This is a genomic window from Rhizobium sp. M1 (assembly GCF_002531805.1).
GTDB lineage: Bacteria > Pseudomonadota > Alphaproteobacteria > Rhizobiales > Rhizobiaceae > Rhizobium > Rhizobium etli_C.
This window is the reverse complement of sequence record NZ_NWSW01000006.1, coordinates 69,702-95,465: the sequence shown is the minus strand read 5'-3', so window position 1 is coordinate 95,465 and position 25,764 is coordinate 69,702. Positions and strand designations below refer to the sequence as shown.

The 25,764-nt window shown below is 61.7% G+C and carries 22 protein-coding genes and 1 tRNA gene; 13 read left to right on the top strand and 10 right to left on the bottom strand.

Annotated features, from left to right (window positions below; all coding sequences use genetic code 11):
* Positions 1–3 precede the first annotated feature (3 nt).
* The 6 genes from CO655_RS06625 to CO655_RS06605 all read left to right on the top strand — a co-directional run bounded on the left by CO655_RS06625 (position 4) and on the right by CO655_RS06605 (position 4,010).
* On the top strand, positions 4–921 hold the full coding sequence (locus tag CO655_RS06625) for a hypothetical protein (protein WP_097664163.1): 918 nt from the start codon (positions 4–6) through the stop codon (positions 919–921).
* 304 nt (positions 922–1,225) lie between these two features.
* Positions 1,226–1,399, top strand: a complete 174-nt coding sequence (locus CO655_RS33765; protein WP_176539222.1) for a hypothetical protein — start codon at positions 1,226–1,228, stop codon at positions 1,397–1,399.
* Positions 1,380–1,769, top strand: coding sequence for a PAAR domain-containing protein (locus CO655_RS06620; protein ID WP_097664162.1), 390 nt, complete (start codon positions 1,380–1,382; stop codon positions 1,767–1,769). The genes CO655_RS33765 and CO655_RS06620 overlap by 20 nt, the downstream gene beginning before the upstream one ends.
* Positions 1,766–2,998: a hypothetical protein gene (locus tag CO655_RS06615; RefSeq protein ID WP_097664161.1), complete on the top strand. Its 1,233-nt coding sequence runs from the start codon at positions 1,766–1,768 to the stop codon at positions 2,996–2,998. Before CO655_RS06620 ends, CO655_RS06615 begins: the two co-directional genes overlap by 4 nt.
* Positions 2,998–3,573: a hypothetical protein gene (locus CO655_RS33320; RefSeq protein WP_141514291.1), complete on the top strand. Its 576-nt coding sequence runs from the start codon at positions 2,998–3,000 to the stop codon at positions 3,571–3,573. The genes CO655_RS06615 and CO655_RS33320 overlap by 1 nt, the downstream gene beginning before the upstream one ends.
* Positions 3,561–4,010 (top strand): hypothetical protein, encoded by a 450-nt coding sequence (locus CO655_RS06605; protein WP_097664159.1) that lies wholly within the window; start codon positions 3,561–3,563, stop codon positions 4,008–4,010. The genes CO655_RS33320 and CO655_RS06605 overlap by 13 nt, the downstream gene beginning before the upstream one ends.
* A 275-nt stretch (positions 4,011–4,285) precedes the next feature.
* Here the strand turns inward: CO655_RS06605 and CO655_RS33760 are convergent, their stop codons facing one another.
* From CO655_RS33760 to cpdR1, 4 genes are all read right to left on the bottom strand, one after another.
* Positions 4,286–4,531, bottom strand: a complete 246-nt coding sequence (locus CO655_RS33760) for a hypothetical protein (protein ID WP_176539220.1) — start codon at positions 4,529–4,531, stop codon at positions 4,286–4,288.
* A 586-nt stretch (positions 4,532–5,117) separates the two neighbouring features.
* Positions 5,118–5,399, bottom strand: a complete 282-nt coding sequence (locus CO655_RS06595) for a hypothetical protein (protein ID WP_245293745.1) — start codon at positions 5,397–5,399, stop codon at positions 5,118–5,120.
* A 100-nt stretch (positions 5,400–5,499) separates the two neighbouring features.
* Positions 5,500–5,574, bottom strand: a tRNA-Val gene (locus CO655_RS06590).
* An 84-nt stretch (positions 5,575–5,658) separates the two neighbouring features.
* Positions 5,659–6,021 (bottom strand): response regulator CpdR1, encoded by a 363-nt coding sequence (gene cpdR1 / locus CO655_RS06585; RefSeq protein ID WP_003542883.1) that lies wholly within the window; start codon positions 6,019–6,021, stop codon positions 5,659–5,661.
* 187 nt (positions 6,022–6,208) lie between these two features.
* Here cpdR1 and CO655_RS06580 point away from each other — a divergent pair, with 187 nt between their 5' ends.
* Positions 6,209–7,090, top strand: a complete 882-nt coding sequence (locus CO655_RS06580) for an N-formylglutamate amidohydrolase (protein WP_010033008.1) — start codon at positions 6,209–6,211, stop codon at positions 7,088–7,090.
* A 282-nt stretch (positions 7,091–7,372) separates the two neighbouring features.
* Positions 7,373–8,146, top strand: coding sequence for a histidinol-phosphatase (gene hisN / locus CO655_RS06575; RefSeq protein WP_097664157.1), 774 nt, complete (start codon positions 7,373–7,375; stop codon positions 8,144–8,146).
* Between the two features lie 47 nt (positions 8,147–8,193).
* Here hisN and CO655_RS06570 read toward each other — a convergent pair whose 3' ends face one another.
* On the bottom strand, positions 8,194–9,168 hold the full coding sequence (locus tag CO655_RS06570) for an alpha/beta hydrolase (RefSeq protein WP_097603948.1): 975 nt from the start codon (positions 9,166–9,168) through the stop codon (positions 8,194–8,196).
* A gap of 424 nt (positions 9,169–9,592) precedes the next feature.
* Here CO655_RS06570 and CO655_RS06565 point away from each other — a divergent pair, with 424 nt between their 5' ends.
* Positions 9,593–10,063 carry an Hsp20 family protein gene (locus tag CO655_RS06565; RefSeq protein WP_064683240.1) on the top strand — a complete coding sequence of 157 codons (471 nt, stop codon included), beginning with the start codon at positions 9,593–9,595 and terminating at the stop codon, positions 10,061–10,063.
* 75 nt (positions 10,064–10,138) lie between these two features.
* Here CO655_RS06565 and CO655_RS06560 read toward each other — a convergent pair whose 3' ends face one another.
* Positions 10,139–11,143: a bile acid:sodium symporter family protein gene (locus CO655_RS06560; RefSeq protein WP_097604078.1), complete on the bottom strand. Its 1,005-nt coding sequence runs from the start codon at positions 11,141–11,143 to the stop codon at positions 10,139–10,141.
* Between the two features lie 93 nt (positions 11,144–11,236).
* Between CO655_RS06560 and CO655_RS06555 the strand changes: the two genes are divergently transcribed.
* Positions 11,237–12,091: a LysR family transcriptional regulator gene (locus CO655_RS06555; RefSeq protein WP_097603949.1), complete on the top strand. Its 855-nt coding sequence runs from the start codon at positions 11,237–11,239 to the stop codon at positions 12,089–12,091.
* A 53-nt stretch (positions 12,092–12,144) separates the two neighbouring features.
* Here CO655_RS06555 and CO655_RS06550 read toward each other — a convergent pair whose 3' ends face one another.
* Positions 12,145–13,197: a low specificity L-threonine aldolase gene (locus CO655_RS06550; RefSeq protein WP_097664156.1), complete on the bottom strand. Its 1,053-nt coding sequence runs from the start codon at positions 13,195–13,197 to the stop codon at positions 12,145–12,147.
* Between the two features lie 541 nt (positions 13,198–13,738).
* Here CO655_RS06550 and gltB point away from each other — a divergent pair.
* The gene (gltB, locus tag CO655_RS06545; RefSeq protein WP_097664155.1) at positions 13,739–18,460 is read left to right on the top strand and encodes a glutamate synthase large subunit; all 4,722 of its coding nucleotides are present in this window, start codon (positions 13,739–13,741) and stop codon (positions 18,458–18,460) included.
* A 223-nt stretch (positions 18,461–18,683) separates the two neighbouring features.
* The gene (locus CO655_RS06540) at positions 18,684–20,138 is read left to right on the top strand and encodes a glutamate synthase subunit beta (RefSeq protein WP_097580374.1); all 1,455 of its coding nucleotides are present in this window, start codon (positions 18,684–18,686) and stop codon (positions 20,136–20,138) included.
* A 157-nt stretch (positions 20,139–20,295) separates the two neighbouring features.
* Here the strand turns inward: CO655_RS06540 and CO655_RS06535 are convergent, their stop codons facing one another.
* Together CO655_RS06535 and CO655_RS06530 are read right to left on the bottom strand one after the other, a co-directional pair.
* Positions 20,296–21,534: a DUF459 domain-containing protein gene (locus CO655_RS06535; RefSeq protein WP_097603952.1), complete on the bottom strand. Its 1,239-nt coding sequence runs from the start codon at positions 21,532–21,534 to the stop codon at positions 20,296–20,298.
* Positions 21,535–21,624: 90 nt separating this feature from the next.
* Positions 21,625–22,848 (bottom strand): lytic murein transglycosylase, encoded by a 1,224-nt coding sequence (locus CO655_RS06530; protein WP_097603953.1) that lies wholly within the window; start codon positions 22,846–22,848, stop codon positions 21,625–21,627.
* A gap of 202 nt (positions 22,849–23,050) precedes the next feature.
* On the opposite strand from CO655_RS06530, the gene galU reads away from it, so the two are divergent.
* Entirely contained in the window at positions 23,051–23,938 is an 888-nt protein-coding gene (galU, locus tag CO655_RS06525; RefSeq protein ID WP_097604079.1) for a UTP--glucose-1-phosphate uridylyltransferase GalU, read from the top strand.
* A 159-nt stretch (positions 23,939–24,097) separates the two neighbouring features.
* Here galU and CO655_RS06520 read toward each other — a convergent pair whose 3' ends face one another.
* Complete coding sequence (locus tag CO655_RS06520) at positions 24,098–25,630, bottom strand: outer membrane beta-barrel protein (RefSeq protein WP_097664245.1); 1,533 nt, start codon at positions 25,628–25,630, stop codon at positions 24,098–24,100.
* Positions 25,631–25,764 lie beyond the last annotated feature (134 nt).

The window sequence follows — 25,764 nt, the reverse complement described above, 5'->3', positions numbered from 1 at the left end:
ACGATGTCGGGCATTATGATTGTTCGAGAAAACGGATCGCGGATCACCACGACCTACGATGGTGACGATTTTATCATCGAGGCTGCTCGAGGATTGCCCGCGCCAATCTTGGATCAAGTTGGCGAGTACCTGGGAGCCGCCGTCAAAGGATTTGCAAGTCACCCGACCGACGTGATGATCGCAATTTTATGGATCATGGCCCTTGAGGGACAATTCGATACCTATGGTTCCGGGGCAAGAGTTCACGCCGGAAAGATCGACCAAGTTCTCGGCGTGGCATGGAACGGTCAGACGAGAGAGCAAATTCGCATTGAGATGCAGCTTTATTTGCTGTGGCAACAGACGGAGCTGCGAGGTAAGTTCTTGGTTGGGTTTGGTAGCCGGTTGGCTGGCGGCATTTTCGTTTCTGGTCCCGTCTACACTTTAGGCGGAAAACTGGCGAGCCCGGCAACTGCAGCCGTTATCTTCCTCCTCGCACAGGTCGGCGCCGCGGTGCGTGTTGCACACAACATCCTGAAGCAGCAGAGACATGATAATCAGGTGGCGTCTTACATTCACGCTTTCGTAACCGGAAGTGCAGAAGGCGTGACGATGACAAGCGAGCTTGGTGCGCAACAGGTGGCGGCCCTTCGCAATATTCTCAGAGATCATCCAGATGCCATCCGGCTTGCGGATCCCGAACTCCAGTTTCTAAACTGGTTGGCCGACAAGTTTGCGATGGATTATGTCGCAGAGGCAAAACGCTTGATCGCCGAAATAGGAGGGCAGGAGGCCAAGAGCGAAGACAACAGTTGGAGGCTACCTAACATCAATGAGTTGATCCCCAACGAGCTTCCTCTTCCAACGATCTGGCCGAACGAAATACAAAATCCGGAGCCCCTTATTCCTGGCTGGCAAATCCCTTGGGGGCTACCGCAGTGAAGTGCGCAGTCTGACACCATGAACGGTAAGCGGTAAGCGGAGATGAAGAGAATTCTACGTTCGTACTTTGCTATCCTAAGAAAAACTGTGCGTTATGATCTAATGGCGTGGGGTCTCTTCATCGTTGCACTTTTTATATTCATCCTGCTTTCGGCTCTGCGGGACGTTTTTGCAAGTCCAATTCACTCGCTAGGCTTTTGAGATTTCAACTGAACCGCGAATGTGAATGCTGCAGATGACCAACGAGCAAATTCAGGCGCGTCTTCGGTGATCATGTCGAACCCACCTCGTCAAGAAATTGGGAATGACGAATTTCAAACCAAACGGTTTTGTAGTCGCCCGCATCGTTTTAAGCCAACTGCTCGACGTGCTGGCGACCTTCCTACAAGCGGTCATAGCAGTAATCATGTTTGTCATCGCACGGCGCGTATTCGCCTCAGCCCAAGGGAACTCGATCCATGCCACCAGCCCATCGTAGAGCAGATATTGGATCGGCCCATTCGTGCCATTTCCCGCCGACGCCGGCAACCGGCGGCAGCCCGGACGTGTATGTCAACGACCGTCCCTTGATGCGGGTTGGCGATGCTTACGTGCCGCACGGCTGCCCCGCCTGCCCGCAGCCGGCTCACCCCCGAAAGCTGGCGGCTGGTTCCGCATCCGTCTTCATCAATGGCAAGCCGGCGGGGCGCATCGGTGATGCCATCGATTGCGGTGGCCAGGTACAGACCGGTTCTTCCAATGTATTCATCGGCGACAAGGCCCTCGGCCCCGCCGGCGCCAGTGCAAGCGGCGGCACGTCCTGCCAGACCAGCATGGCGGCGCAGTCCATGCCCACCGTCAGAGGATGATCATGATCGACCCACAGCCGGAGGTGGACGGCCAGGACCTGTCGAATGCGAGCCAAGCGCTGCTGGCGCGTTTGTGCGACATCGCCACGGAACCGGGCCGGCGCCTCTTCGCCGTTTTGGATGGTGCGCGGTTCGACAACCTTCCTTCCATGCTGAGGGAGGCGGACGTTCTACATCGCCCGCTCTATCGCCATGCTGGCGGGGACTACGCGATTGTGGTCGGTGGGCCCTGGCTCGTCGACCCTTCGCGACCGGCGCTGTTCAAGCTGAGCGAGGACGCGGTTCCTCCTGATGATCGCGATAACGATCTCTCAGACGAGGCGCTGCAGGCGCGGGCGGCTAGACTCTCCGACAGGATGATGACCAACCTCAAAGCCGGCGATCCGTCCGGCGGCGGAATGCTGACCGTTTCCGGTGCGCCACCTACCCCTGACCAGGCTAGCCGGATTGAAGCGCTGCTGAGAATTGCGGATCGGCGTTCTGCCATCGTGTTCTGGGTCGGCGACGAGACCATGACGGCGGAAGCTCTTTTCCGCCATTTGCGTAGCATAAATCGCGTTGTTATTCCGCGCGGTCCGGCTTCTGACGTGTTCGACGGCGGCAGGGCGGAAATTGAGGCTGCCGCAGAGGAAAATACTGCCGAGACCGCCAACCAACGCGCCGATGCGGGCGAGATGGTGATCTTTCGCCACGCCGATCCCAACGTGATGATGCAGGTCTTTCCGGTCCTGGACGAGGAGCGTGCCTTGAGGCTGTTCGGTCCGGCCGACCAGATTTTCTTCGCCCCCGCTCCGATCTGGGGCGGAGGCGTCAAGCGTGCGCGCAGGCCAGCCGGCAGGGCGTTTGAAGGCCGCGGCCAGCTGCGTCTGGATCGGGACATGATCGCAATGATCGAGGATGCCCGCATGCAGGCATCCCGCCGCAAGGTGACGGCCTATCTACGCGATGTCGATCCGGCGACGGCGGAACTGACCGATGCCGAGTTGATGGACCGGGTCCTGTCCTATGAGGCATCGGGAACGCGGCTAGGGTTGGCTTCGGAGCGAGCGCATATGAAATGGGCCTATCTGATGTCGATCACGAATGGCGGCATTCAGGACAGTGTCGAGGCGCGTGACTATTTCCGGCTTCCTTCAAAGCATCCGGACGACGCGATTGACGACCTATTGCTGGACCTCGAGCGGGCCGCCGGTGATGATTGGGAGAATATCTGGAGCAGGATCGGCTGATGGGCGGTCTTCTCAGACTCATTCTCCAGCTTTTGAAGGGTGGTGTGCGCCGTCCGCCTGTACCGCGCCCGCCCGCGCCGCGACCGGCTCCGCCGAAACCGCCGGCGCAGCCCCGGCAGGCGCAACAAAGAGCTGACCAGCAAGGGAACGCCGCGCGGCAGAGAAACAATTGCAGCGGCAATTGCTCTTCCCTGAAGAAGCCGGTTCGCCGGCATGATCCGTGCAGGACGAAAGGTGGAGATCCGACCAAGGAACGCAATTCTATGATCGACCCCGATTACAAGGATGCCATCAACCGCGATCTGGACGACATCATTGCCGGCAAGGTGCAGAAGACGGGCGAGACCTGGAGCGTCAACGGCCGCGGCTACGGCATGCACAACGGGTCGCTGCATCCCGTAAGCGGGCCGGGTATTGTTGATCTCTCGCGTCCCCAGCACCAGCTTATCCAGCAGTTGAACGGAAACTCGCCGGAAAACGCTCAGAAATTCGCCCAGGCCATGAAGAAAAAGGGCATCTTGGATCAGGACGCAATCGACACCGTCATGGAGCTTTGGCGCAAATGCAAAAAGTAAGTCTGGTTTACGACGGCCCCGTGGCGGATGTCTATGTCGACGGCAAGCCCGGCTTGGCAGAATTGGAGGCTGCGTTTTGCGACGCGTTCGGCGTGCCGAGCCCGGCCGTGTTCGACGGAGGAGATGCGGCCAGGTCGTTCGTCGACTTCATCGACAAGTATTCCGTGGCGGAATGCTGGCTGCTCGAACGTAAAACGTTTGCCACGAAGCTGAACATCTACCTGTACCAAAAGGAGGACGTGACCAGCAAATTGTCTCGCCTCTCGAACATTCTGGGGATGCCGGTGGTTGTCGATGTCGGTCGGGATATTAGGGACGACAACGCTTTCCTGTTCACGCCGGAGGGCGATATCTTGTCCGGATCCCTTGAGCCGACTCCAGGGATAAGTCTCAACGCGCAGGAAGATGTGCGTTTTTCTCCGGCGGCTGCTGCGTGACGGACTGGCGCACGGGCGTCTGGAGGACCTGCACAAATGCCGCCGCGGACGGCCGAAGCAAAATTCAGGACAAGTAGCAGAGAGGTAACCGGAGACCGCGGCGGCATCTATGGAATTTCGCGTGAAGAGGCCAACGAACGCCGCGGCGCCGGCTGGTGGGTAAATCTAAGCCGGCAAGGGCAGCGGATCGCGCGCCTGTTCAAGGACAGCGTCTACGGCTCACTGAAGCGAGCCTGGTCCAGGCGGAGGCTTATCGGGATGAGGTGATCTCCGCCTTACCGCCAAAGACCAATCACGAACAGGCAGTACGGCTGCGCAGGAACAATCAGAGCGGAATTTCCGGGGTGCGCCGGGTAGAAGACCGCTCGGGTATTGCCTGGCAGGCGACGCTTCTGACCGACGCAGGTCAGAAGCAAAGACGCTTCTCCGTCAATCAATATGGCGAACGGCGTGCCAAAGCGCTGGCGATAGCCCAGCGGAGAGACTGGCTGGGCGACTTGCCGGTTAAGTATCTCACTCATGCCCGCCACCCCGAAGAGATTGCGCAGGCGCAATTTGCCAGCCAGCTTGCGCCGGCAGCCGATGTTCTGCCGTGCGAGACCTTACCCGAGGCGGAGGTCAAGTCACGGCTTGCTGCCATCGATGCCCGGTTCGAGGCTTTGCGGCCGCCTCGGCTCAGGGTTCGAGTCCGGCGGTATCGGGTTGGCGAGCTTTCCGTATTCGTGTCCGATGCCGGCCGGCCAGCGCGGCGCAAACTGATGCACATCAGCATGCGCCGTCAGGCGCTTGACACGGCGCTATTCAAGTCGGGCCGGAAGATTGAGACGACCATCGCAAAGATCTACACTGCCGACGTCGCCCGCTGGTTTATGAGCGAATGTGGCAACCGACTGCTCGATCGCGACGCTTTCGTTATCTGCCCTCTTACCAATTTGCCGTGTGTGCGGCGGCCGCCGGTGCGAAAAATCTCCCACCCTCTGTCTGCGCCGGCGAACCGGCCGTGCGCTGGAAGGTCAGGTACTCGCATTGTTCAGCGACGTGATTGGGGCGGTGTTCTCGGCCTGAATTGCGGCCTTGACGCGGTGACGACACCTGTACCCCAAGAATTCACTCCAGGGTGGCTTCCTTGCGGGCGACATTGCCGCTCACATCGATATCACTGCCCAACATCGCGCTGCCGGTCAGATCGACACCGTAGTCCAGGAGGTTCTGACGCGTCAGGTGAAGCATGATCCGGCCGGCCTGCTCGACCGGTCTGCCGCGCATATGGGAGACGACGTACTCGGCAGTGACGGGGTAGCGTCCCTCAGGAAGGCTGACACCTTTTGCCAGGGAAATCTTGTCGTTGGAAACCACAAGAGTTTTGCGTCGTTTGATGACCTGGGCCAAGTCTGAAACTCCTAATGGGGCAGGTGGATCACACCCGCAAGCCGTGATGTAAAAAGGCCTCTCGATTTCTCGAAAGGCCTTCTAGGTCAAGCAATCTGGATGGTGGGCGTGACAGGGATTGAACCTGTGACCCCTACGATGTCAACGTAGTGCTCTCCCGCTGAGCTACACGCCCATCCGATGGCGGCGCATAGATCACAAAACCTTTGGAGCCGTCAATAGGCTTTTTTCAGTTTTGTGACGCACCGCCAGACAAGCCTTATGCGGCAAGCATTTTGTTGACCTCGTCGACGAGGTCGCGCAGGTGGAAGGGCTTGGAAAGGACCTTGGCATCCTTCGGCGCCTTCGAATCAGGGTTCAGCGCCACGGCGGCAAAACCGGTGATGAACATGACCTTCAGGTCGGGATCGAGTTCGGTGGCGCGGCGCGCCAGTTCGATGCCGTCCATCTCGGGCATGACGATATCGGTCAGCAGCAGGGAAAACGGCTCCTCGCGCAGCCGGTCATAGGCGCTGGCGCCATTATCATAGGAAAGGACCTTGTAACCGGCCTTTTCCAGCGCTTTCACCAAGAAGCGGCGCATGTCGTTGTCGTCTTCGGCGAGAAGTATCTTCTGAGTCATCAATCCAGACCGCTGATCAATAGGTTTTGGGTGGGTGCCAGCCGTTTACACTAGTCTTTGCCCGGTAAACAACCGGTGAATTGCCTGTGCGTGATTGCCATCCCTTCTACATAGTATGGACTTGAGGGCGGGCAACTGGCAACATGGCCGAAGCAGTCAGTTCATGACATGGTAAAGAGGGCAGAAAGTGCCGGAAATCCGCGAATACGAGCTTTTTGAAGTCCATGAGCCCGTGTCGCAGACCATTCCCTTCGTCTACAACTCCCCCCATAGCGGCCGCATTTATCCACCGGAATTCATCGCCCAGTCGAGGCTCGAAGGCATCGCCATCCGGCGTTCCGAGGATCACTATGTCGATGAGCTCTTCGGTTCGGCCGTCACCCTCGGCGCTCCGCTTCTCGCCGCCAACTTTCCGCGCGCCTATCTCGACGTCAACCGCGAGCCCTACGAGCTCGATCCCAGGATGTTCGACGGGCTGCTGCCGCCCTATGCCAATGTCAACTCGCTGAGGGTCGCCGGCGGGCTCGGCACCATTCCGCGCATCGTCGCCGAGAACATGGAGATCTATGCGCGGCGCCTGCCGGTGCAGGAGGGGCTGGATCGGGTCGAGGCGGTCTACAAGCCTTACCATGCGGCGCTGCGCCGGCTGATCGCCCGTACCCATGTGCAGTTCGGCTTCGGCGTGCTGATCGATTGCCATTCGATGCCCGGCAATGTGCGCGTCGCCGGCTGCACCGGACGGCCCGATTTTATCATCGGCGATCGCTACGGCACCAGCGCTTCGGCCGAACTTTCGCGCGCCGCCATCGCCATCCTCGAGGAAATGGGCTTCGCGGCGATCCGCAACAAGCCCTATGCCGGCGGCTTCATCACCGAACATTACGGCCGCCCCTCGCGCGGCCTGCATGCATTGCAGATCGAGGTGAACCGGGCGATCTATGTCGACGAGGTGACGCTGGAGAAGCGCGAAGATTTCGCCGCGGTGGCCGAGGCCGTGACGGCCTTCATGCAGCAGATGGCCGATTACGTCGAAAAGTTCGCCGGCGACCGGGCGCTGGCCGCCGAATAATCTTCTTTTCAATTTGGCGATATTCGTGTGGCCGTCGTCTTTCGCAATGGCCAAAAAAGAACCGCGCTGGTCAGCGCGGCTAAGTCTAGGGAGGAAACACCCAAGGAGGGTATTTACAGTCAGAAGACTGTACGGACGACGCTACTATTGCATTGCACAAATGTCAAGCAATATATTGCGCTGCGATATCTTTGGGCAATTCGTCCGAAATTGCCCGCGGCGTTTGCATTCCCGTCACGTTTCGCTATGAAACCCCGTTCCCGCCAGCCAAATGGTGTCACCATGCTTCCTGACCGTTCGTTCTTCAATCGTCTGGCGGAGGCCGCCCGCGCCGAGACACTGCCACGCTTCCGCTCCGGCCTCGATGTCACCAACAAGCTTTCCTCGGGGTTCGATCCGGTGACGGAAGGCGACCGGGCTGCCGAGCTCGCTATCCGGGCGCTGATCGAGGAGAATTTCCCCGATCACGGCATTCTCGGCGAGGAGCACGGCAATGTCGGGCTCGACCGTGACTATGTCTGGGTGATCGATCCAATCGACGGAACCCGCGCCTTCATATCGGGCGTGCCGGTGTGGGGCACGCTGATCGGCCTGCAGAAGGAGGGTCGGGCGATCATGGGCATGATCGAACAACCCTTTACCGGCGAGCGTTATTTCGCCGACGAAAACGGTTCGATCTATACCGGGCCGGAGGGCGAACGGCGGTTGGTGACGCGCCAGTGCGACCAGCTCTCCAGCGCCATTCTGTTCACCACCTCGCCGCATCTCTTCGGCGGCGAGGAGATGGAGAAATATCGGGAGATCGAGAGCCAGGTGCGGCTCTTCCGCTACGGCTGCGACTGCTATGCCTATGCGCTGCTTGCTGCCGGCCATATCGATCTCGTCATCGAAAACGGGCTGAAGCCCTATGATGTCGGCGGCATCATTCCCGTCATCGAGGGGGCGGGCGGCATCATCACCACCTGGGACGGCGGCCGGCCGGAAAATGGCGGCTCGATCATCGCCGCCAGCAGCCGGGCGGTCTACGAGCAGGCGATCGCCGTGCTGCAGCGCTGATCCCCGGGTCAGCTCCGCTGATCCCCCGGTCAGTTCCTGATCCGGGCTCACGTGCCGAGGGCTGCGACATCCTGGTTTTCCTCGGCATCGCTGCCTGGAATGAAGGCGTGGAAGGCGGCGAGCGCGGCGGCGCGGTAGATATCCCGTTCCTGGAAGATTTCGTGGCGGGCGCCGTTGATCGGCACCAGCTGACCGGCGCGGAAATAGCGCGAGAGCCGCTCCTGCGCCGTATAGGGAACGACGCCGTCGCGCGTCGGGGCGATGACGATGGTCGGGATGGTGATCGAAAAGAGATGGTTGGGTGAGGTGACCCGATCTATGGTCCGGAACGCCTCGGTGAGCCAACGGGCTGTCGGCGGACCGAGCGTCAGCTCCGGATGAGCCGCCATCATCGCGACGTTGCGGTCGAAGCGCTGTTCGTCCGAGGTCAGCGGGTTGTGGCTGAAGTCCGGCTCCTTCAATTTCGAGGTCAACGGCAGGAAACCAAGGCCGAGAGCGGTCAGCGTGCCTGCAAGGGCACGGATGACACGGGGCGAGGCCGTCTGGCCGGTCAGGCCAATGAAGGGAGCGGACAGCACCATGCGGTCGATGCGGGTGGTCAGATAAGGGGCGGCCGACAGCGCGATCAGCCCACCGGTGGAATGGGCGAGCAGATAGAAAGGCAGGCGCGTATCCGGCAGCACCACCTTTTCGAGGAAGGTGTCGAGATCGTGCTCGTAATCGACAAAGCGGCGGATGTGGCCGTGATTGCGGCGTTTCATCAGCCGCTGAGAACCGCCCTGGCCGCGCAGATCGAAGGTCGCGACCCAGAGGCCTTTCGCCGTCAGGTCGCGGATGGTCTCGAAGTACTTTTCGATATATTCGTTGCGGCCATGGAGAATGACCACCGTGCCCCTGGCGACCTGGGCGCCGGAGCGAAAGACGGCGTAACGCAGCCGGTGGCCGTCATGGGTTTCAAAATACCCTTCCGTGCGGTTTTCCGGGGCGGGATTGTCGGGCGTCGAATAGAGAACCTGATCCATGACTTTGCCAATGCGCCGCTGCTGCCTGCTTCGCTATCAGGGATAGCGCATGGCTCCCGGCTTGGAAAGCGGCGGTGCCCGCAAAGCGGCGGGAGAAAAGGGCCGGCAGGAGCATGAGGGTGCCCGCAGCCGGCCTAGGTTGAGGCTGAAGAAGAAGGGACGATGCACTTCAGCCGCCGGGACCAGATTTACCCGACGCTGCTATCTCTAGGCGCTTGCGTCTGAATGCGTTCCGAACCGGCCGTTCATGCGGGGTTCACGGGCCGTTCAAGGCGATTCCGAAAAGGTCTTGAACTCCGCAAATCCCATCACCATCTCCTTGATGCGGGTGCCAAGAAGGGCCCGCGCAACCGTCCCCGGGGCCGCCAAACATGGGGTTTCAGGGACATTTTATCGCAACACGTCGCTTCCACAGGAGGACATCATGCGTCACGTAGACTTCTCTCCCCTTTATCGCTCGACGGTCGGTTTCGACCGGCTGTTCACCATGCTCGACAGCCTTGCTCAGCCGGAGCAGGCGCAGACCTATCCGCCCTATAATATCGAGCGCACCGGTGAAAACACCTATCGCATCACCATGGCGGTCGCCGGTTTCGACGAGACCGAACTTTCGATCGAAGCGCATGCCCATGTGCTGTCCGTGAAGGGTGAAAAGAACGAGGAAACCGCCGAAGGCGGCGAATTCCTCTATCGCGGCATTGCCAAGCGCGCCTTCGAGCGCCGCTTCCAGCTCGCCGACCATGTCGAGGTGACCGCCGCTTCGCTGAAGAACGGCCTGCTGCACATCGACCTCCTGCGCAATATTCCTGAGGCCATGAAGCCCCGCAAGATCGCGATTGCCGCAGAGCCGGTCGAGGCTCCGAAGGCCATCGAGGCGCAGGTCGTCAACAGCTGATCGTTATCCCGTGCGGATAAATGGACGGCGCTCCGCTTGGGGCGCCGTTTTTTATTGCGCTCGCTTTATTGCGGTTCAGGCGGGGCTGGCGGCATCCTTGATCTGCTGTTCGGTTGCACGGCGGGCCGCGGCGGCGGCGTATTTCTGGGCGATGACGGCGCAGACCATCAGCTGGATCTGGTGGAAGAGCATCAGCGGAAGCACGATCGCGCCGATCGACTGGCCGGCAAAAATGACGTTTGCCATCGGCACGCCGCTTGCGAGACTTTTCTTGGAGCCGCAGAAGGTGATGGTGATCTCGTCGGCCTTGCCGAAGCCGAGCCGGCGGCTGCCGAACATCGTCAGCACCAGCACTATCCCCAGAAGGACGATGTCGGCGACGATGACGACGGCGATATCGGCGATCGAGAAGGTATGCCAGAGTCCTTCGACGACTGCCGTCGAGAAGGCGAGATAGACGACCATCAGGATCGAGCCGCGGTCGACGGGCATCAGAATCTTCCTCCTGGCGCGAATCCAGTCGCCGATCCAGGGCTGCAGGATCTGGCCGACGATGAAGGGGGCAAGCAGTTGCAGCAGGATCTGCTGAAGCGCGTCGAGGGAGAAGCCGCCATGGCCGCCGACGGAAAAGAGCAGGCCGACGAGCAGCGGGGTCAGAAACATGCCGAAAATATTCGAGGCGGAGGCCGAGCAGATGGCGGCAGGCACGTTGCCGCCGGCCATCGAGGTGAAGGCGATGGATGACTGCACCGTCGACGGCAGCACGCAGAGGAAGAGGATGCCGAGATAGAGCGGCTGCGGCAGGATCGTGTCCGGAATGAAGCCGAGCGCCACACCAAGCAGCGGGAAAATGCCGAAGGTCGTCAGCAGGATGACGAGATGCAAGCGCCAATGCAGGAGCCCCGAGATAACGACATCACGCGAGAGGCGGGCGCCATGCAGGAAGAACAGGGCGGCGATGGCGAGATCGGTGGCGATGCCGAAATAAGCCGCGAAGGTGCCGCTTGCCGGAAACAGCGAGGCAAGGATGACGGTGCAGACAAGCAGGCTGGTGAAGCTATCGGGCAGAAAGCGGCGCATGGCGGTCTCGCGGCAAAACAAGATTAGATATTGTTCTGTCCTCCATTATGATCCAGGATGCAAGAAATAACAGTTATCAAGAAACCGGATGTCATGCTGGACCTTTCGCAATTGCGCAGTTTCGTCGCTGTCGAACAGATGGGCAGTTTCACGCTCGCCGCAGAAAGGCTGGGTCTCGGGCAATCGACGGTCAGTCAGCATATTCAGCGGCTGGAGGCGACGCTCGGTCGCAAGCTTCTGGCGCGCGACACGCACAAGGTCATGTTGACCGGCGATGGCGAAGCGCTGCTGACGCATGCGCGCGCCATGCTTTCGATCGAGGGGCAGGTGCAGTCGCTATTTAAGAGCAACAGTCTGCGCGGCAGCCTGCGGCTCGGCGTCTCGGAGGATTTCGTCACCAGCCAGCTGCCGGCGGCGCTGGAAGATTTCGTTCGGTCGCACCCGTCCGTCGACCTGGAACTGACCGTGGCGCTCTCCGGCGTCCTCTACGAGATGCAGGACAATGGCGACATCGATCTGGTGCTTGCCAAGCGCCGGCTCGGTGACGCACGCGGGAAGCTCGTCTATCGCGAGCCGCTCGTCTGGCTGGCGCGCGATCCTGAGCGGCTGCTGGCTGCCGGGCCACTGCCGCTGATTGCTTTCCCGCCACCGAGCGTAACACGGGCGATCGCCCTGGAAGCGCTCGGGCGCAACGGCGTGCCGTGGCGGATCGTCTGCACTTGCGGCAGTCTCAGCGGGCTGACGGCGGCGGCGCGGGCCGGGATGGGCGTGCTGGTGCAGCCGCGCAGCATGGCGCCCTCGGGGCTGAAAGAGATCGCTGCTGGAAGGCTGCCGGCGCTGGAGGACGTGGAATTCGTGCTCGTGCCGCGCAAGGGCGCCGATCAGACGCTGGTCGCCGCACTTTCGGACGATATTCTGCAAAAGGTGAGGGGGCTGAGGTCGGCATGAGCCATCCTCGGCACCGCGAGCCTGCCCGGCAGGCGGGCGCTCCTCCCGGCCGATCAGGCGGTCAGGCACTTCAGGAAACCATCCACATCGGCTTGCGTGGTCGCAAAGCTGGTGACGAGGCGGATCAGGGTTTCGCCTTCGGTGACGAGTTCGGGCGTTGCTGCGGGTACCGGCCATGCGTAGAATTTTGCCCCCCTTTCCTCGGCGGTTTTTGCCGCGCTCTTGCTGATGACGGCAAAGACTTCGTTTGACGCGGTCGGCCAGGCGAGCCGCGCGGCATTGCTGGCGCCGATGCCGGCGCGCAAGCGATCGGCCATGCCGTTGGAATGGCGGGCGAGATCGAGCCAGAGGCCGTTTTCGAAATAGGCATCGAACTGGGCGGCGATGAAACGCGACTTGGAAAAGAGCTGGGCGGCGCGCTTGCGGATGAAGGGCATTTCGCGCGCCCGTTCCGGATCGAAGAAGACGATCGCCTCGGCGCACCAGCAGCCGTTCTTGGTGCCGCCGAAGGAGAGCATGTCGACGCCGCGCCTCCAGGTCATTTCGGCCGGGGTGGCGCCGAGCGCAATCAACGCATTGGCGAAGCGGGCGCCGTCCATGTGGAGCGGCAGGTTGCGCTTTCGTGATATGGCGGCGATCTCGCCGATCTCCGGCAGGGAATAGACGGTGCCGATCTCGGTCGCCTGGGTGATGGTGACGGCGCTGGCACGGCCGTGACGGAGGGCGTCCTCGGGAAAGTTGGCGATCTTCGCCGAAAGTTTCGCCGGATCGATCTTACCAGCTTCGCCGTCGACGGCAACGAGGCGGGCGGAGCCGGAGAAGAATTCCGGCGCGCCGCATTCATCCTCGATCACATGCGCCTCGGAATGGCAGAAGGTGATGCCGCCAGCGCGCTGGACGCTTGCCAGCGACAGGGAATTGGCGGCCGTGCCGGTGGCGACGAAGAAGACGGAAACCTCACGTTCGAAGATCTCGCAGAAGCGGGCCTCGACTTGTTTGTCGAGGTCGCCGGCGCCATAGGCAGGGGCAAAACCAGCCGATTCCGCCAGCAGGCGTTCGGCAATGGATCTGTGGGCGCCGGCCCAATTGTCGGATGCAAAGAACATAGCGGAGACCGTGGGAGTGAAACAGGTTGGGAGGGTCGCAGCGGACATTACGTCAATCCTTCACGGGATCAAGGCCATTGCCCATAATCCATCACGAAAATTGAACCGCGCAATCAATAAATAAAATGGCTCGACTTGACGTAATTTTATTTCGTGATTGCGACCGATTTGGTAATCTTCCGTCGCAAAATGACGATTTTTGACCCGACGCCCTTGCGAAGCCAAATGCTTTCTGGCATAGAGCAGATGAATTAGGACAGTGTTGCTGTCCTATTTTGGCCTTTGCGGCCGAAGAGGCGCCGAAAGCCCTGGAACAGGCGGGCTTTCACGCTATAGTTCTTCCGAGTGCCAAGCCCCAGGATGGGCGGCGCGCGGAGGCGAATGGCAGGCGCGGAACGCGACGGTTTGCTTTCCCTAGAAGCAGATGTCTGCGGCGATCTTCACAATGCAACAGCGCTGTCATGCGCCGAACCTATCTTCGGGTTGCGGTGCGGGACGAAAAGCCGCCCGCGGCCCGCGGGTTTCGACAGGAGGAAAGACGATGACGAAGACGCCATCCATGGAATTTGACCGGTTTGCCGCTGCTGAGATGCGTGCGACGGCCAATATGTCCAAATCCGCCTCCGGCCTGCCGAAGAAACAGGGCCTCTACGATCCCCGCAATGAGCATGATGCCTGCGGCGTCGGCTTTGTCGCGCATATGAAGGGTGAGAAGTCGCACCAGATCGTCAAGGACGGCTTGTTCATTCTTGAGAACCTGACGCACCGCGGCGCCGTCGGCGCCGATCCTCTGATGGGTGACGGCGCCGGCATTCTGGTGCAGATTCCCGACCGCTTCTTCCGTGAGGAGATGGCGGGGCAGGGGATCACCCTGCCGCCGGCCGGCGAATATGGCGTCGGCCATATCTTCATGCCGCGCGATGAAAAGCAGATCGAGCACTTCAAGAAGGTGATCAAGGACGTCATTGAAGAGGAAGGCCAGGTCCTGATCGGCTTTCGCGACGTGCCGGTTGATAATTCCTCGCTCTCCAAGGCGCCGGCGATTGCCGCTACCGAGCCGCATCACGTGCAGGTCTTCATCGGTGCCGGTGAGGATGCCGAGAACAATGACGAATTCGAGCGCCGGCTGTTCACGCTGCGCAAGGTGATCTCCAACCGCATCTATGACGAGTTCGACGGCGAGGAGAGCAATTTCTATCCGGTGTCGCTGTCGTCGGCGACGGTGGTCTACAAGGGCATGTTCCTGGCCTATCAGGTCGGCGCCTATTACAAGGACCTGTCGGACCCGCGTTTCGAAAGCGCGGTCGCACTGGTGCACCAGCGCTTCTCGACCAACACCTTCCCGTCGTGGAAGCTTGCGCACCCCTATCGCATGGTCGCCCATAACGGCGAGATCAACACGCTGCGCGGCAACGTCAACTGGATGGCGGCGCGCCAGGCGTCGGTTTCCTCGCCGCTGTTCGGCGAAGACATTTCCAAGCTCTGGCCGATTTCCTACGAGGGACAGTCGGACACGGCCTGCTTCGACAATGCGCTCGAATTCCTGGTGCGCGGCGGTTATTCGCTAGCGCATGCGGTGATGATGCTGATCCCTGAGGCGTGGGCCGGCAACCAGTCGATGGCCGCCGAACGCAAGGCCTTCTACGAATATCATGCGGCATTGATGGAGCCGTGGGACGGGCCGGCTGCCGTTGCCTTCACCGACGGCAAGCAGATCGGCGCGACGCTCGATCGCAACGGCCTGCGGCCGGCGCGTTACCTCGTCACCGACGACGACCGCGTCATCATGGCGTCCGAAGCCGGGGTGCTGCCGGTTCCGGAGGAGAAGATCATTCAGAAGTGGCGCCTGCAGCCGGGCAAGATGCTGCTGATCGACATGGAAGAAGGCCGGATCATCTCCGACGACGAGGTGAAGTCGCAGCTTGCCACCGCGCATCCCTATCGCAGCTGGCTCGACCGCACCCAGCTGATCCTCGAAGAGCTGAAGCCGGTGGAGCCGCGGGCGCTACGCCGCGACGTGTCTCTGCTCGACCGTCAGCAGGCCTTCGGCTACACGACCGAGGATACCCGCATCCTGATGTCGCCGATGGCGACGACCGGGCAGGAGGCGATCGGCTCGATGGGCACGGACACGCCGATCTCGGCGATGTCGGAAAAGCCGAAGCTGCTCTACACCTATTTCAAGCAGAACTTCGCGCAGGTGACGAACCCGCCGATCGACCCGATCCGCGAAGAGCTCGTCATGAGCCTCGTCTCCTTCATCGGCCCGCGCCCGAACATTCTCGACCATGAAGGCATGGCGAACGCCAAGCGCCTCGAAGTGCGCCAGCCGATCCTGACCAACGGCGATCTCGAAAAGATCCGCTCGATCGGTCATACGGAAGACCGGTTCGACACCAAGACGCTCGATTTCACCTATGACATCGAGCGGGGTGCTGCCGGCATGCCTGAAATGCTCGACCGGCTCTGCGAGCGCGCGGAAGCGGCCGTCAAGGGCGGCTACAACATCATCGTGCTCTCCGACCGCCAGATCGGGCCCGATCGAATCGCCATTCCGGCGCTGCTGGCAACGGCTGCCGTGCATCATCACCTGATCCGCAAGGGGCTTCGCACCTCGGTCGGCCTCGTCGTCGAGACCGGTGAGCCGCGCGAAGTGCATCATTTCTGTCTGCTTGCCGGCTACGGTGCCGAAGCGATCAACCCCTATCTTGCCTTCGACACGCTGCTCGACATGCATGCCAAGGGCGAGTTCCCCAAGGAAGTCGATGCCTCGGAAATCGTCTACCGCTACATCAAGGCGGTCGGCAAAGGCATCCTCAAGGTGATGTCGAAGATGGGCATCTCGACCTACCAGTCCTATTGCGGCGCGCAGATCTTCGATGCGATCGGCCTGTCGTCGGAACTGGTCGACAAGTATTTCTTCGGCACCGCAACGATGATCGAAGGTATCGGCCTCGAAGCGATCGCCGAAGAGACCGTCGCCCGCCACAACGCCGCCTTCGGCAAGGATCCGCTGCTTGCGACGACGCTCGATATCGGCGGCGAATATGCCTACCGCATGCGCGGTGAAAGCCATGCCTGGACGCCGGATGCGGTCGCAGCTCTTCAGCATGCCGTGCGCGGCAATGCCGAGGACCGCTACCGCGAATTCTCCGAAATGGTGAACAATTCGGCGCTGCGCATGAACACGATCCGCGGGCTGTTCAACATTAAGAGCGCCGAGGCGCTCGGCCGCAAGCCGGTGTCGATCGACGAGGTCGAGCCGGCGGCCGATATCGTCAAGCGGTTCTCGACGGGAGCGATGTCCTTCGGCTCGATCTCCAGGGAGGCGCATACGACGCTGGCGATCGCCATGAACCGGATCGGCGGCAAGTCGAACACCGGCGAAGGCGGCGAGGAATCCGACCGCTACATGCCGCTCTCCGATGGGTCGAGCAATCCGGAGCGTTCGGCGATCAAGCAGATCGCCTCGGGCCGTTTCGGGGTCACGACCGAATATCTGGTCAACGCCGACGTGCTGCAGATCAAGGTGGCGCAGGGCGCCAAGCCCGGCGAAGGCGGCCAGCTGCCCGGTCACAAGGTCGATGCGACGGTCGCCAAGACCCGTCACTCGACGCCGGGTGTCGGCCTGATCTCGCCGCCGCCGCACCACGACATCTATTCGATCGAGGATCTGGCGCAGCTGATCTACGATCTGAAGAACGTCAACCCGACCTCTGATGTCTCGGTCAAGCTCGTCTCCGAAGTCGGCGTCGGTACGGTTGCCGCCGGCGTCGCCAAGGCGCGCGCCGACCATATCACCGTCGCCGGCTTCGACGGCGGCACCGGTGCTTCGCCGCTGACCTCGCTCAAGCATGCCGGCAGCCCCTGGGAAATCGGCCTTGCCGAAACCCAGCAGACGCTGGTGCTGAACGGCCTGCGTTCGCGTGTTGCGCTGCAGGTGGACGGCGGTCTGAAGACCGGCCGCGACGTCATCATCGGGGCGCTGCTCGGCGCCGACGAGTTCGGCTTCGCCACCGCGCCGCTGATCGCGGCCGGCTGCATCATGATGCGCAAGTGCCATCTCAACACCTGTCCGGTCGGCGTGGCGACACAGGATCCGGTGCTGCGCAAGCGCTTCAAGGGCACGCCGGAGCACGTCATCAACTACTTCTTCTTCGTCGCCAACGAAGTGCGCGAAATCCTCGCCTCGCTCGGATTTACCCGGCTCGACGAGATCATCGGCGCTTCGGAGCTTCTGGAAAAGGACGAGATGCTGGCGCATTGGAAGGCCAAGGGTCTCGACTTCAGCCGCATCTTCCACAAGGTCGATGCCGCCAAGGAGGAGACCTTCTGGACGAGCCGGCAGCAGCACCCGATCGATGACATTCTCGACCGCGTGCTGATCGAGCAGGCTGAGCCGGCGCTGACCGACAAGACGCCCGTCGCCTTCGAGGTCGGCATCAAGAACGTCGACCGCTCGGCTGGCGCGATGCTGTCCGGCGAGGTCGCCAAGCGCTTCCGCCATCGCGGGCTGAAGGAAGACACGATCAACGTGACGCTTCGCGGCACGGCAGGCCAGAGCTTCGGCGCCTTCCTGGCGCGCGGCGTCACCTTCAACCTGATCGGCGATGGCAACGACTATGTCGGCAAGGGCCTTTCGGGCGGCAAGATCATTATCCGGCCGCCGGAGAATTCGAGGATCGTCGCCGAAAACTCGATCATCGTCGGCAACACCGTGCTTTACGGTGCGACCGAGGGCGAATGCTACTTCCGCGGCGTGGCCGGCGAACGTTTCGCCGTGCGCAACTCGGGTGCGATCGCCATCGTCGAGGGTGTCGGTGACCATGGCTGCGAATATATGACTGGCGGTGTCGTCGTCGTGCTCGGCGCCACCGGCCGCAATTTCGCGGCCGGCATGTCCGGCGGTGTCGCCTATGTGCTCGACGAAACCGGCGATTTCGCCAGCCGCTGCAACATGGCGATGGTCGAGCTCGAGCCGGTGCCGGAAGAAGACGACATGCTGGAGAAGCTGCACCACCACGGCGGCGATCTCATGCACAAGGGACGTGTCGACGTCTCGGGCGACATGACGCGTCACGACGAGGAGCGCCTCTACCAGCTGATCTCCAATCATCTGCATTATACGGGCTCGTCCCGCGCCAAGCAGATCCTCGATCACTGGGCCGACTACCGTCCAAAGTTCCGCAAGGTCATGCCGGTCGAATACCGCCGTGCGCTCGAGGAAATGGAACGCAGCCGGATGGGCATCGCCGCGGAGTGATTTGCACCGGGATATTCGCCACGGGCTGATTGCGGGTGGCGGATATCGGAAACGTCTCGATGATCCGTGACGATCATGACGGCGAAAGGCCGTCCAGATCGCCCGGATGTTTCAGGGGATATGTTCCAATGACGGTCAAGAGAAGCAACCCGCCCGGAATGCCGGGACTGACGACAGACAATTGGCCGCGGATGAGGCGGTCATGAGGGTAAGGGACGAAGAGATGGGTAAGGTAACAGGGTTTCTGGAAATCGACCGGCAGGTGGCGAAGTACCAGCCGGCGTCGGATCGCATCCGCCATTTCCGCGAATTCACGATCCCGATGTCGGATCCGGAAGTGCAGAAACAGGCGGCGCGCTGCATGGACTGTGGCATCCCCTATTGCCACGGCCCCACCGGCTGCCCGGTGCACAACCAGATTCCTGACTGGAACGACCTCGTCTACAACAACAACTGGGAAGCGGCGATCCAGAACCTGCATTCGACCAACAACTTCCCGGAGTTCACCGGCCGCGTCTGCCCGGCGCCCTGCGAGGAAGCCTGCACGTTGAACCTCGAAGATGCGCCGGTCGCCATCAAGACGGTCGAACAGGCGATCGCCGACAAGGCCTATGAGCTCGGCTTCATCCGGCCGCAGCCGGCGACAGTTCATACCGGCAAGAAAGTCGCCGTCATTGGCTCCGGCCCCGCCGGCATGGCGGCCGCCCAGCAGCTCGGCCGCGCCGGCCACGAGGTGCATGTCTATGAGCGCGAGACCAAGCCGGGTGGCCTGCTGCGCTACGGCATTCCCGATTTCAAGATGGAGAAGAACTTCATCGATCGCCGCGTCGAGCAGATGAAGGGCGAGGGCGTCACCTTCCATTGCGGCGTCAATGTCGGCGTCGACGTCAAGGTCGAGCAGCTGCTGGCCGATCATGACGCCGTGCTTTATTGTGGCGGCTCCGAGACGCCGCGCGAGGCGGGCATTCCGGGCATTGACCTTGCCGGCGTCCATGATGCCATGCCCTATCTGGTGCAGCAGAACCGCCGCGTCGGGCGCGAGAACATCGACAGCGTCGGCTGGCCGTCGGATCCGATCCTTGCCGGCGCCAAACATGTCGTCGTCGTCGGTGGCGGCGATACGGCTTCGGACTGTGTCGGCACGGCGTTCCGCCAGGGCGCCGTCAAGGTCACTCAGCTCGACATCCGGCCGCAGCCGCCGGAGAAGGAAGACAAGCTCGCCGTTTGGCCTTTCTGGGCGACGAAGATGCGCACCTCCTCCTCGCAGGCCGAAGGCGCCGTGCGCGAGTTCCAGGTGGCGACGCTCGAATTCATCGGCGAAGACGGTGTGCTGACGGGCGTCAAATGCTGTGAGGTCGACGAGCGCCGGCGGCCGGTTGCGGGCACGGAATTCGTCATCCGAGCCGATCTCGCCTTCATCGCTATCGGTTTCCGCGGCCCGTTCACGACAAGCGTGCTGAAGGAGCTCGAGGGCAAGCTGACGCTCAATACCGATAAGCGCGGTTCGACCAACGTCGTCGCCAACGACCGGGACTACAAGACCTCGATCGACAAGTTCTGGACGGCGGGCGACGTGCGCCGCGGCCAGTCGCTGGTGGTCTGGGCGATCCGCGAAGGTCGCCAGGCTGCCCGCGCCATCGATGAGGCCTTGATGGGCTCGAGCGTGCTGCCGAACTGACTGTCGGCTCACGCAGGCTCAGAACGAGACGAACTCCGCCTGTGAACGGACCCCCGTAGGTTGTTGACCAACTTATCGAGGGTCAGTTCCCAGGCGGATTTTTTTATGTGGTCCGAAACCGCCGACACGTTTCGGCATCATGCTCGCGCGGACTTTCTCATTTCACCGAGACTTCGGCCGGCGTCTTGGCCGCCGGCATGCGATAGTCGTCGACGCGCCCGACCGGGGCCGGCGTCATCTCGCCCTGCTCGACAAGCAGATCGCGCGGCGATTTCGTCAGCGTCACAGGCGGCGGCCTTGCGCCGAGAAGCTCGGTGCCGCCGTCGAGATTGGGATCGGAGAGACTGATCGGCACGGTGTGTTCGACCGGATTGGTGGGAAGGCCGAGGCCGGGCAGGGCACTTTCGTCCAGCCGCACCAGATCCGGGCTTGCCTGGGTGCCGAGAATGCGGCGGGCCGGCTTTTCCACATAGAAGGCAAGTTTGCGGCGGCCGGCCTGCGTGAGATTGATGCCGTCGGAGGTGCGCAGGCGCACCTGCTGGCCGTTCACATCCGAACCGGTGACGATGAAGTTGCTGTTCTCGTCGACGAAGCCATCCCAGATATCGACGAATTCGCCGCCGATGCTTTCCACCTGGTTGCGATAGAGCTGGTTCATCTGGACGGCGTCAGCCGTCATCTGATCGGATTCGAAGGCGGGAAGTCCGACCCAAAGCAGCGGGATCTTGCGGTCGGTGACTTCTTTACCGAAGGAAAGAACGCGGCGGCGGTATTCGGCAAACCAGCCGTCGGTGCGGAATTTTTCCTTGGCAGTGTCGGTCACCATCTGCTGGCGGTCGTTGGCGCCGATCATGACGACGACCATGGCTGGCTTCAGCTCGTCGATCATCTTCGGCAGCTGTTCCGGCCAGTCATAATAATCGTCGCGGACAAGGCCTGAGGAGACGTTGCCGCGGGCTTCGACGACGACGCCGGGCGAAGTCTCGAAGGCGGCGGTGAGACCGTCGCCGAGGCCGCTGGCGAGGAAATCGCCGACGATCAGGACCTTCTTGGCGTCGCCAAGCTTCTGCACGACCGGCTCTTCCTGCACTGGCGGCCGCACCGGCGGCGCGGTGCGGGCATTGATCACCGCCTTCTGCGCCGGCGGGCGCTTGCGCTGCTGGCGTCGCGGCTGCTGGGCATCAGGGGCCTGCGGACCGTCATCGAGATAGCGCCGGCCAAGGAAGAAATCGAGGATCGACCGGCGCTCGTAGCGCTGCTCCTGGGCCTCGGCGACATGCACCGGCGCAAACGCGCCGACGCACAGCGCAGCCGCCGTCAAGGCGAGCACCGGCCAACGGATTTTAGGGGTCCGATCAGTTTTCTTCATCATGGGCAGTTCCGCATCTGCCGGCATCTTGCACGCGGGGTAGGTCAGCGTCCACTCCCGCTCATAATTTAGGTCACGGTTCTGTGGCTTCCAATCAGGGCTTGCTTTTCGGCATTCCTATCGGCGAAGTGCGTTCAGGAGCGGCAGCGAAGGCTCGCCGTCCGGCTGCATGCCGATGCGCTCCTGCACCGCCGATATCGCCGCCTTCGAACCCGAGCCGAAATTGCCGTCGACCTCGCCATTGTAATAGCCGAGGGTCTTGAGGCGGGTCTGCAGCTCGAATTTCTCGGTGATATCAAGGGCGCCGTCCGGGCGCGGCCAGCGCTGCTGCATGCCGCCGTAACCGGCGATCTGATCGGCCAGCAGGCCGACGGCAAGCGCGTAGCTGTCCGAGGCATTGTAGTTCTTGATGGTGAAAAAGTTGGCGGTCATCAGGAAGCCCGGGCCGTTTGGTCCGGCCGGCATCTTCAGCACGGCCTTGGTGCCGCCTTCGCGGAAGGCCTTGCCGTTTGGGCGTTTCAGGCCGAGTTCCGCCCATTGGGCGAGCGTATGGGTCTTGCCGGCCTGCTTGGCGGCGGCCGCGGGAACGACGACCTCGTAGCCCCAGGTCTTGCCGGTATCCCAGCCGTTCTTCATCAGGAGATTGGCCGAGGTCGCCAGCGCATCCGGCACCGAATTCCAGATGTCGCGATGGCCGTTGCCGTCGGCGTCGACGGCGTAAAGCAGGTAGCTTGTCGGGATGAACTGCGTGTGGCCCATGGCGCCCGCCCAGGAGCCGGTCATCTCGCGTGCCGGCACGTCGCCGTTCTGCAAGATCTTCAGCGCGGCGACCAGCTGCTTCTTGGCGAATTTGGCGCGGCTCGGGTCGGCATAGGCAAGCGTCGCCAACGCGCGCGGCACGTAGTGCAGCCGGTCGTCCTTGTCGAGGATCGCTCCGTAATTGGATTCCATCGACCATATGGCGAGCAGAATGGCCTTGTCGACGCCGAAGCGCTGCTCGATCGCGTTGAGCGTGCGGGCATGCTTGGCGGCCATCTCGCGGCCGATCTTGACCGTGTAGGGATTGACGCGCGAATCGATGTAATCCCAGATCTTCGAGGTGAATTCCGGCTGATAGGCGGCTTTTTCGAGCACCGTCGGGTCGGGCTCGCTCACCCCGGAAAAGGCCTTTTGGTAGGTTGCCTTACTGATGCCACTCTGTGCGGCTGTTTGGTAAAAATCCGCGATCCATTTCTGGAACCGGGAATCGGCTTTCGCGCTGTCGGGGACCAGGCCTACCTGGGCGGCGACAACGAGGGCGAGAGCAAGACCACGAAGGGAGTTTTTGTGATTCTGGATCATCGACTGTCGTATCCGTCATCTTCAGTTTTCGGTGCAGCAGAGGCGTCATGTCCGCCCAGACCCGAGACTACAGGAACGGAGTCAACAAATTCTTTACCATGGCGGTGCGCTCCGGTCACCATTGCAAAACAGTAGCAATTCTATACTAGGTAGAGCCAAAAGGCTCTTTTTCCAAAGCGATATGGCGAAGCAGGAGGCCGGTGTGGCTCAGCACAACAAAGTTCGTAAAGCAGTATTTCCCGTGGCCGGGTTGGGGACGCGATTCCTCCCGGCGACAAAGGCTGTTCCGAAGGAAATGTTGACCGTCGTCGACAAGCCAATCATTCAATATGTCGTCGATGAGGCGATCGAAGCCGGGATCGAACATCTGGTTTTCGTCACCGGGCGTAACAAGCACGTCATCGAAGATTATTTCGACATTCATTTCGAGCTTGAGCAGACGCTCAAGGAGCGCGCCAAGAAGGCGGAAATTACTCTCCTGCAGCAGCAATTGCCGAAGGCCGGCACGGTGAGCTTCACCCGCCAGCAGGAGCCGCTCGGCCTCGGTCATGCGGTCTGGTGCGCCCGCGAAATCGTCGGCGACGAACCTTTCGCACTGCTGCTTCCCGACATGATCATGAAGGGCGACAAGGGCTGCATGAAGGGAATGATCGACCTCTACGGGCAGAGCGGCGGCAATATCATCGCCGTCGAGGAATGCGCACCCGACCAGGCACATAAATACGGCATCGTCGGCGTCGGCGAAGCGATCGGCGAGGGCTTCCGAATCACCGGCATGGTGGAAAAACCCGCCAAGGGAACGGCGCCTTCCAACTTCTTCATCAACGGCCGCTACATCCTGCAGCCGGAGATTTTCCGGATCCTCGAAACCCAGGAGCGCGGCGCCGGCAACGAGATCCAGCTGACCGACGGCATGCTGAAGCTGCTGAAGGAACAGGATTTCGCCGGGTATCACTTCCGCGGCACGACCTACGACTGCGGCGCCAAGGATGGCTTCATCCTGGCAAATGTCGCCTACGCCCTCGAACGCGCCGATATCCGCCCGACCGTCGAAGGCGGCTTCAAGGAATTGCTGGCCGGCCTGAGGTAAGGTTCTCATCAGCGCAGACATGACAGGGCGCCGCGCATCCGGACCGGATGTGCGGCGTTTAAGCATGTCGCGCAAAAGTGTGCGCGGTTTTGCGGCAACGACATGCGTGAAAGAAAGAGCTAAAGCGCAAGCAGCGAATCTGAAAGATCGCGATGCGCTTTAACGTTTCAGCTTGAGGCCGAGGCCTGCGCGCCATTGCTGCGAATCGGATCCTTCCTTGCGCGTCGTCAGTTCGTAGCCGAGCGTGCTGGTCAGGTCGAGATAGCGATTGATGTTCCAGGTGAGGCCGGTCGCCGCGCTATAGACGAGCTCGTCGTTGATGGTGCTGTCGGTGGGATAATCGCGCCAAACCACGCCACCGATCATCGTGCCGACCAGATTGTCGCGCAGCTGATGCGTGACCGTCGTCGTCAGCGCGTGCGAGACGTAACCGCTCTCGCCGGCCGTGGTCGTCGGCTGGATGCTCGTCTGCAGGTCGAGATTGACGTCGGTGCCGCGGATCGGCGACCAGAGCAGGCTCGCATCGAGCGTGGCCGTGTCGATCGACGAGAGCCTGTTATCTTCGAAATCCGCCCTCTCGTAACCAACGCCGACCTCCCCCTTCAGCTTTTCGCCGAGATCGACCTCGACGCCGGCCTTGGCGCCGTAGCTATGGCCCGAACGCTCATAGCCGGCGGAATCGCGCGTCTCGTCATAAAGCGTCCGGCCGATCGTCGCCTCGATGAAGGGGATGAGTGCGGGCGACAGCTCGTAGCCGACGCGGCCGCGCAACGTGCCCGTCGTCTGATTGCGGTCGCTGAGCGCGACGGTCGCGCCGCTGGCCAGCGTGGCGTCGGAATAGATCGAACGGGTCAGCGCCAGCGCCGTCGTGCCGCGCAGGATGCCGAAATCGCGTTGGACGGAGGCCCCGGCCGAAAACTCCTGCACATCGGATTGCTGCGTCGCATTGGCGATCGCGTCGGGATCGTCCGTATCTTCGCGGTAGAAATTATACCCGGCGGTGAGGTGCGCGACCGTATCCCGGGGAAGATCCAGCCTGAGATCGCCGTTGATCTTGAAGGAAGGCTGCTCCTCGCCTTCGCCGCTGATATTCCTCTGCCAGGCGCCTTCCGAGGTGACGCTCAGCTGGTGGCGGCCCCAGTCGGAGGTCAGCGTCGCGGCCGCATCGGTTTCGAGGAAGGCGCGCCGCTGCCTGGTGTTGCCGTCCTTGGTGGTCTCGGTGTTGATGCTCTGGGTGACGCTCGGACGGAGCACGAAAGTGCCGAGCGGAATGCCCGGCGTTTCCGCCGTCGACGCACTTTCGGCAGCCCGGCGGCGCGGCGTTTCGTCGACCGGTGCTTCGCGGGTGTTCAGCCGGCGGATGTCCTCGTCGAGGATGGAGCCGGTGATATCGTCGCCGGATTGCGCATCCGGTATGGCGGGCCTTTGCTGGGCTTCCTCCGCATTTCCAGCCGCGCCGGCTGCCGCCGGAGCGGCGGAAACGTCGATTTCTTCATCGAAACCGACGGCGGCGTTCGTGGTGCTGCCCTGGGCGGTGGAGCGGCTATTTGCGGTGTTTGCCTGAACCTGTGTGGCCGACTGCGCCAAAGCTGCCGTCTGGCCGAGAAGCAGGCTGCCGAACGCAGTAAAGCAGATGACACGGCTCATGGCGCGGAGCGGCGTCACACTGCTCGTCTGTTTTGGGTGGCCCATCAATTCGCGCCTGACATGCATTTTGGTTCTTACCCAAAGGTAAAGCCTTGTGGTTAATCATTCGTTGCCGCGGGCAGGCGTTGTTCACAATTCGGAAATATCCCAGGGTGGACTCAGAAAGTGAAAAGGTCTAA

What these genes read in the sequence shown, in the direction of transcription:
- CO655_RS06625 (WP_097664163.1), top strand. Translation starts at nt 4, where the DNA reads ATGTCGGGCATTATGATTGTTCGAGAAAACGGATCGCGGATCACCACG.
- CO655_RS33765 (WP_176539222.1), top strand. Translation starts at nt 1,226, where the DNA reads ATGACGAATTTCAAACCAAACGGTTTTGTAGTCGCCCGCATCGTTTTA.
- CO655_RS06620 (WP_097664162.1), top strand. Translation starts at nt 1,380, where the DNA reads ATGCCACCAGCCCATCGTAGAGCAGATATTGGATCGGCCCATTCGTGC.
- CO655_RS06615 (WP_097664161.1), top strand. Translation starts at nt 1,766, where the DNA reads ATGATCATGATCGACCCACAGCCGGAGGTGGACGGCCAGGACCTGTCG.
- CO655_RS33320 (WP_141514291.1), top strand. Translation starts at nt 2,998, where the DNA reads ATGGGCGGTCTTCTCAGACTCATTCTCCAGCTTTTGAAGGGTGGTGTG.
- CO655_RS06605 (WP_097664159.1), top strand. Translation starts at nt 3,561, where the DNA reads ATGCAAAAAGTAAGTCTGGTTTACGACGGCCCCGTGGCGGATGTCTAT.
- CO655_RS33760 (WP_176539220.1), bottom strand. Translation starts at nt 4,531, where the DNA reads ATGAGTGAGATACTTAACCGGCAAGTCGCCCAGCCAGTCTCTCCGCTG.
- cpdR1 (WP_003542883.1), bottom strand. Translation starts at nt 6,021, where the DNA reads ATGACTCAGAAGATACTTCTCGCCGAAGACGACAACGACATGCGCCGC.
- hisN (WP_097664157.1), top strand. Translation starts at nt 7,373, where the DNA reads ATGCTTCCTGACCGTTCGTTCTTCAATCGTCTGGCGGAGGCCGCCCGC.
- CO655_RS06570 (WP_097603948.1), bottom strand. Translation starts at nt 9,168, where the DNA reads ATGGATCAGGTTCTCTATTCGACGCCCGACAATCCCGCCCCGGAAAAC.
- CO655_RS06565 (WP_064683240.1), top strand. Translation starts at nt 9,593, where the DNA reads ATGCGTCACGTAGACTTCTCTCCCCTTTATCGCTCGACGGTCGGTTTC.
- CO655_RS06560 (WP_097604078.1), bottom strand. Translation starts at nt 11,143, where the DNA reads ATGCGCCGCTTTCTGCCCGATAGCTTCACCAGCCTGCTTGTCTGCACC.
- CO655_RS06555 (WP_097603949.1), top strand. Translation starts at nt 11,237, where the DNA reads ATGCTGGACCTTTCGCAATTGCGCAGTTTCGTCGCTGTCGAACAGATG.
- CO655_RS06550 (WP_097664156.1), bottom strand. Translation starts at nt 13,197, where the DNA reads ATGTTCTTTGCATCCGACAATTGGGCCGGCGCCCACAGATCCATTGCC.
- gltB (WP_097664155.1), top strand. Translation starts at nt 13,739, where the DNA reads ATGACGAAGACGCCATCCATGGAATTTGACCGGTTTGCCGCTGCTGAG.
- CO655_RS06540 (WP_097580374.1), top strand. Translation starts at nt 18,684, where the DNA reads ATGGGTAAGGTAACAGGGTTTCTGGAAATCGACCGGCAGGTGGCGAAG.
- CO655_RS06535 (WP_097603952.1), bottom strand. Translation starts at nt 21,534, where the DNA reads ATGCCGGCAGATGCGGAACTGCCCATGATGAAGAAAACTGATCGGACC.
- CO655_RS06530 (WP_097603953.1), bottom strand. Translation starts at nt 22,848, where the DNA reads ATGATCCAGAATCACAAAAACTCCCTTCGTGGTCTTGCTCTCGCCCTC.
- CO655_RS06520 (WP_097664245.1), bottom strand. Translation starts at nt 25,630, where the DNA reads ATGGGCCACCCAAAACAGACGAGCAGTGTGACGCCGCTCCGCGCCATG.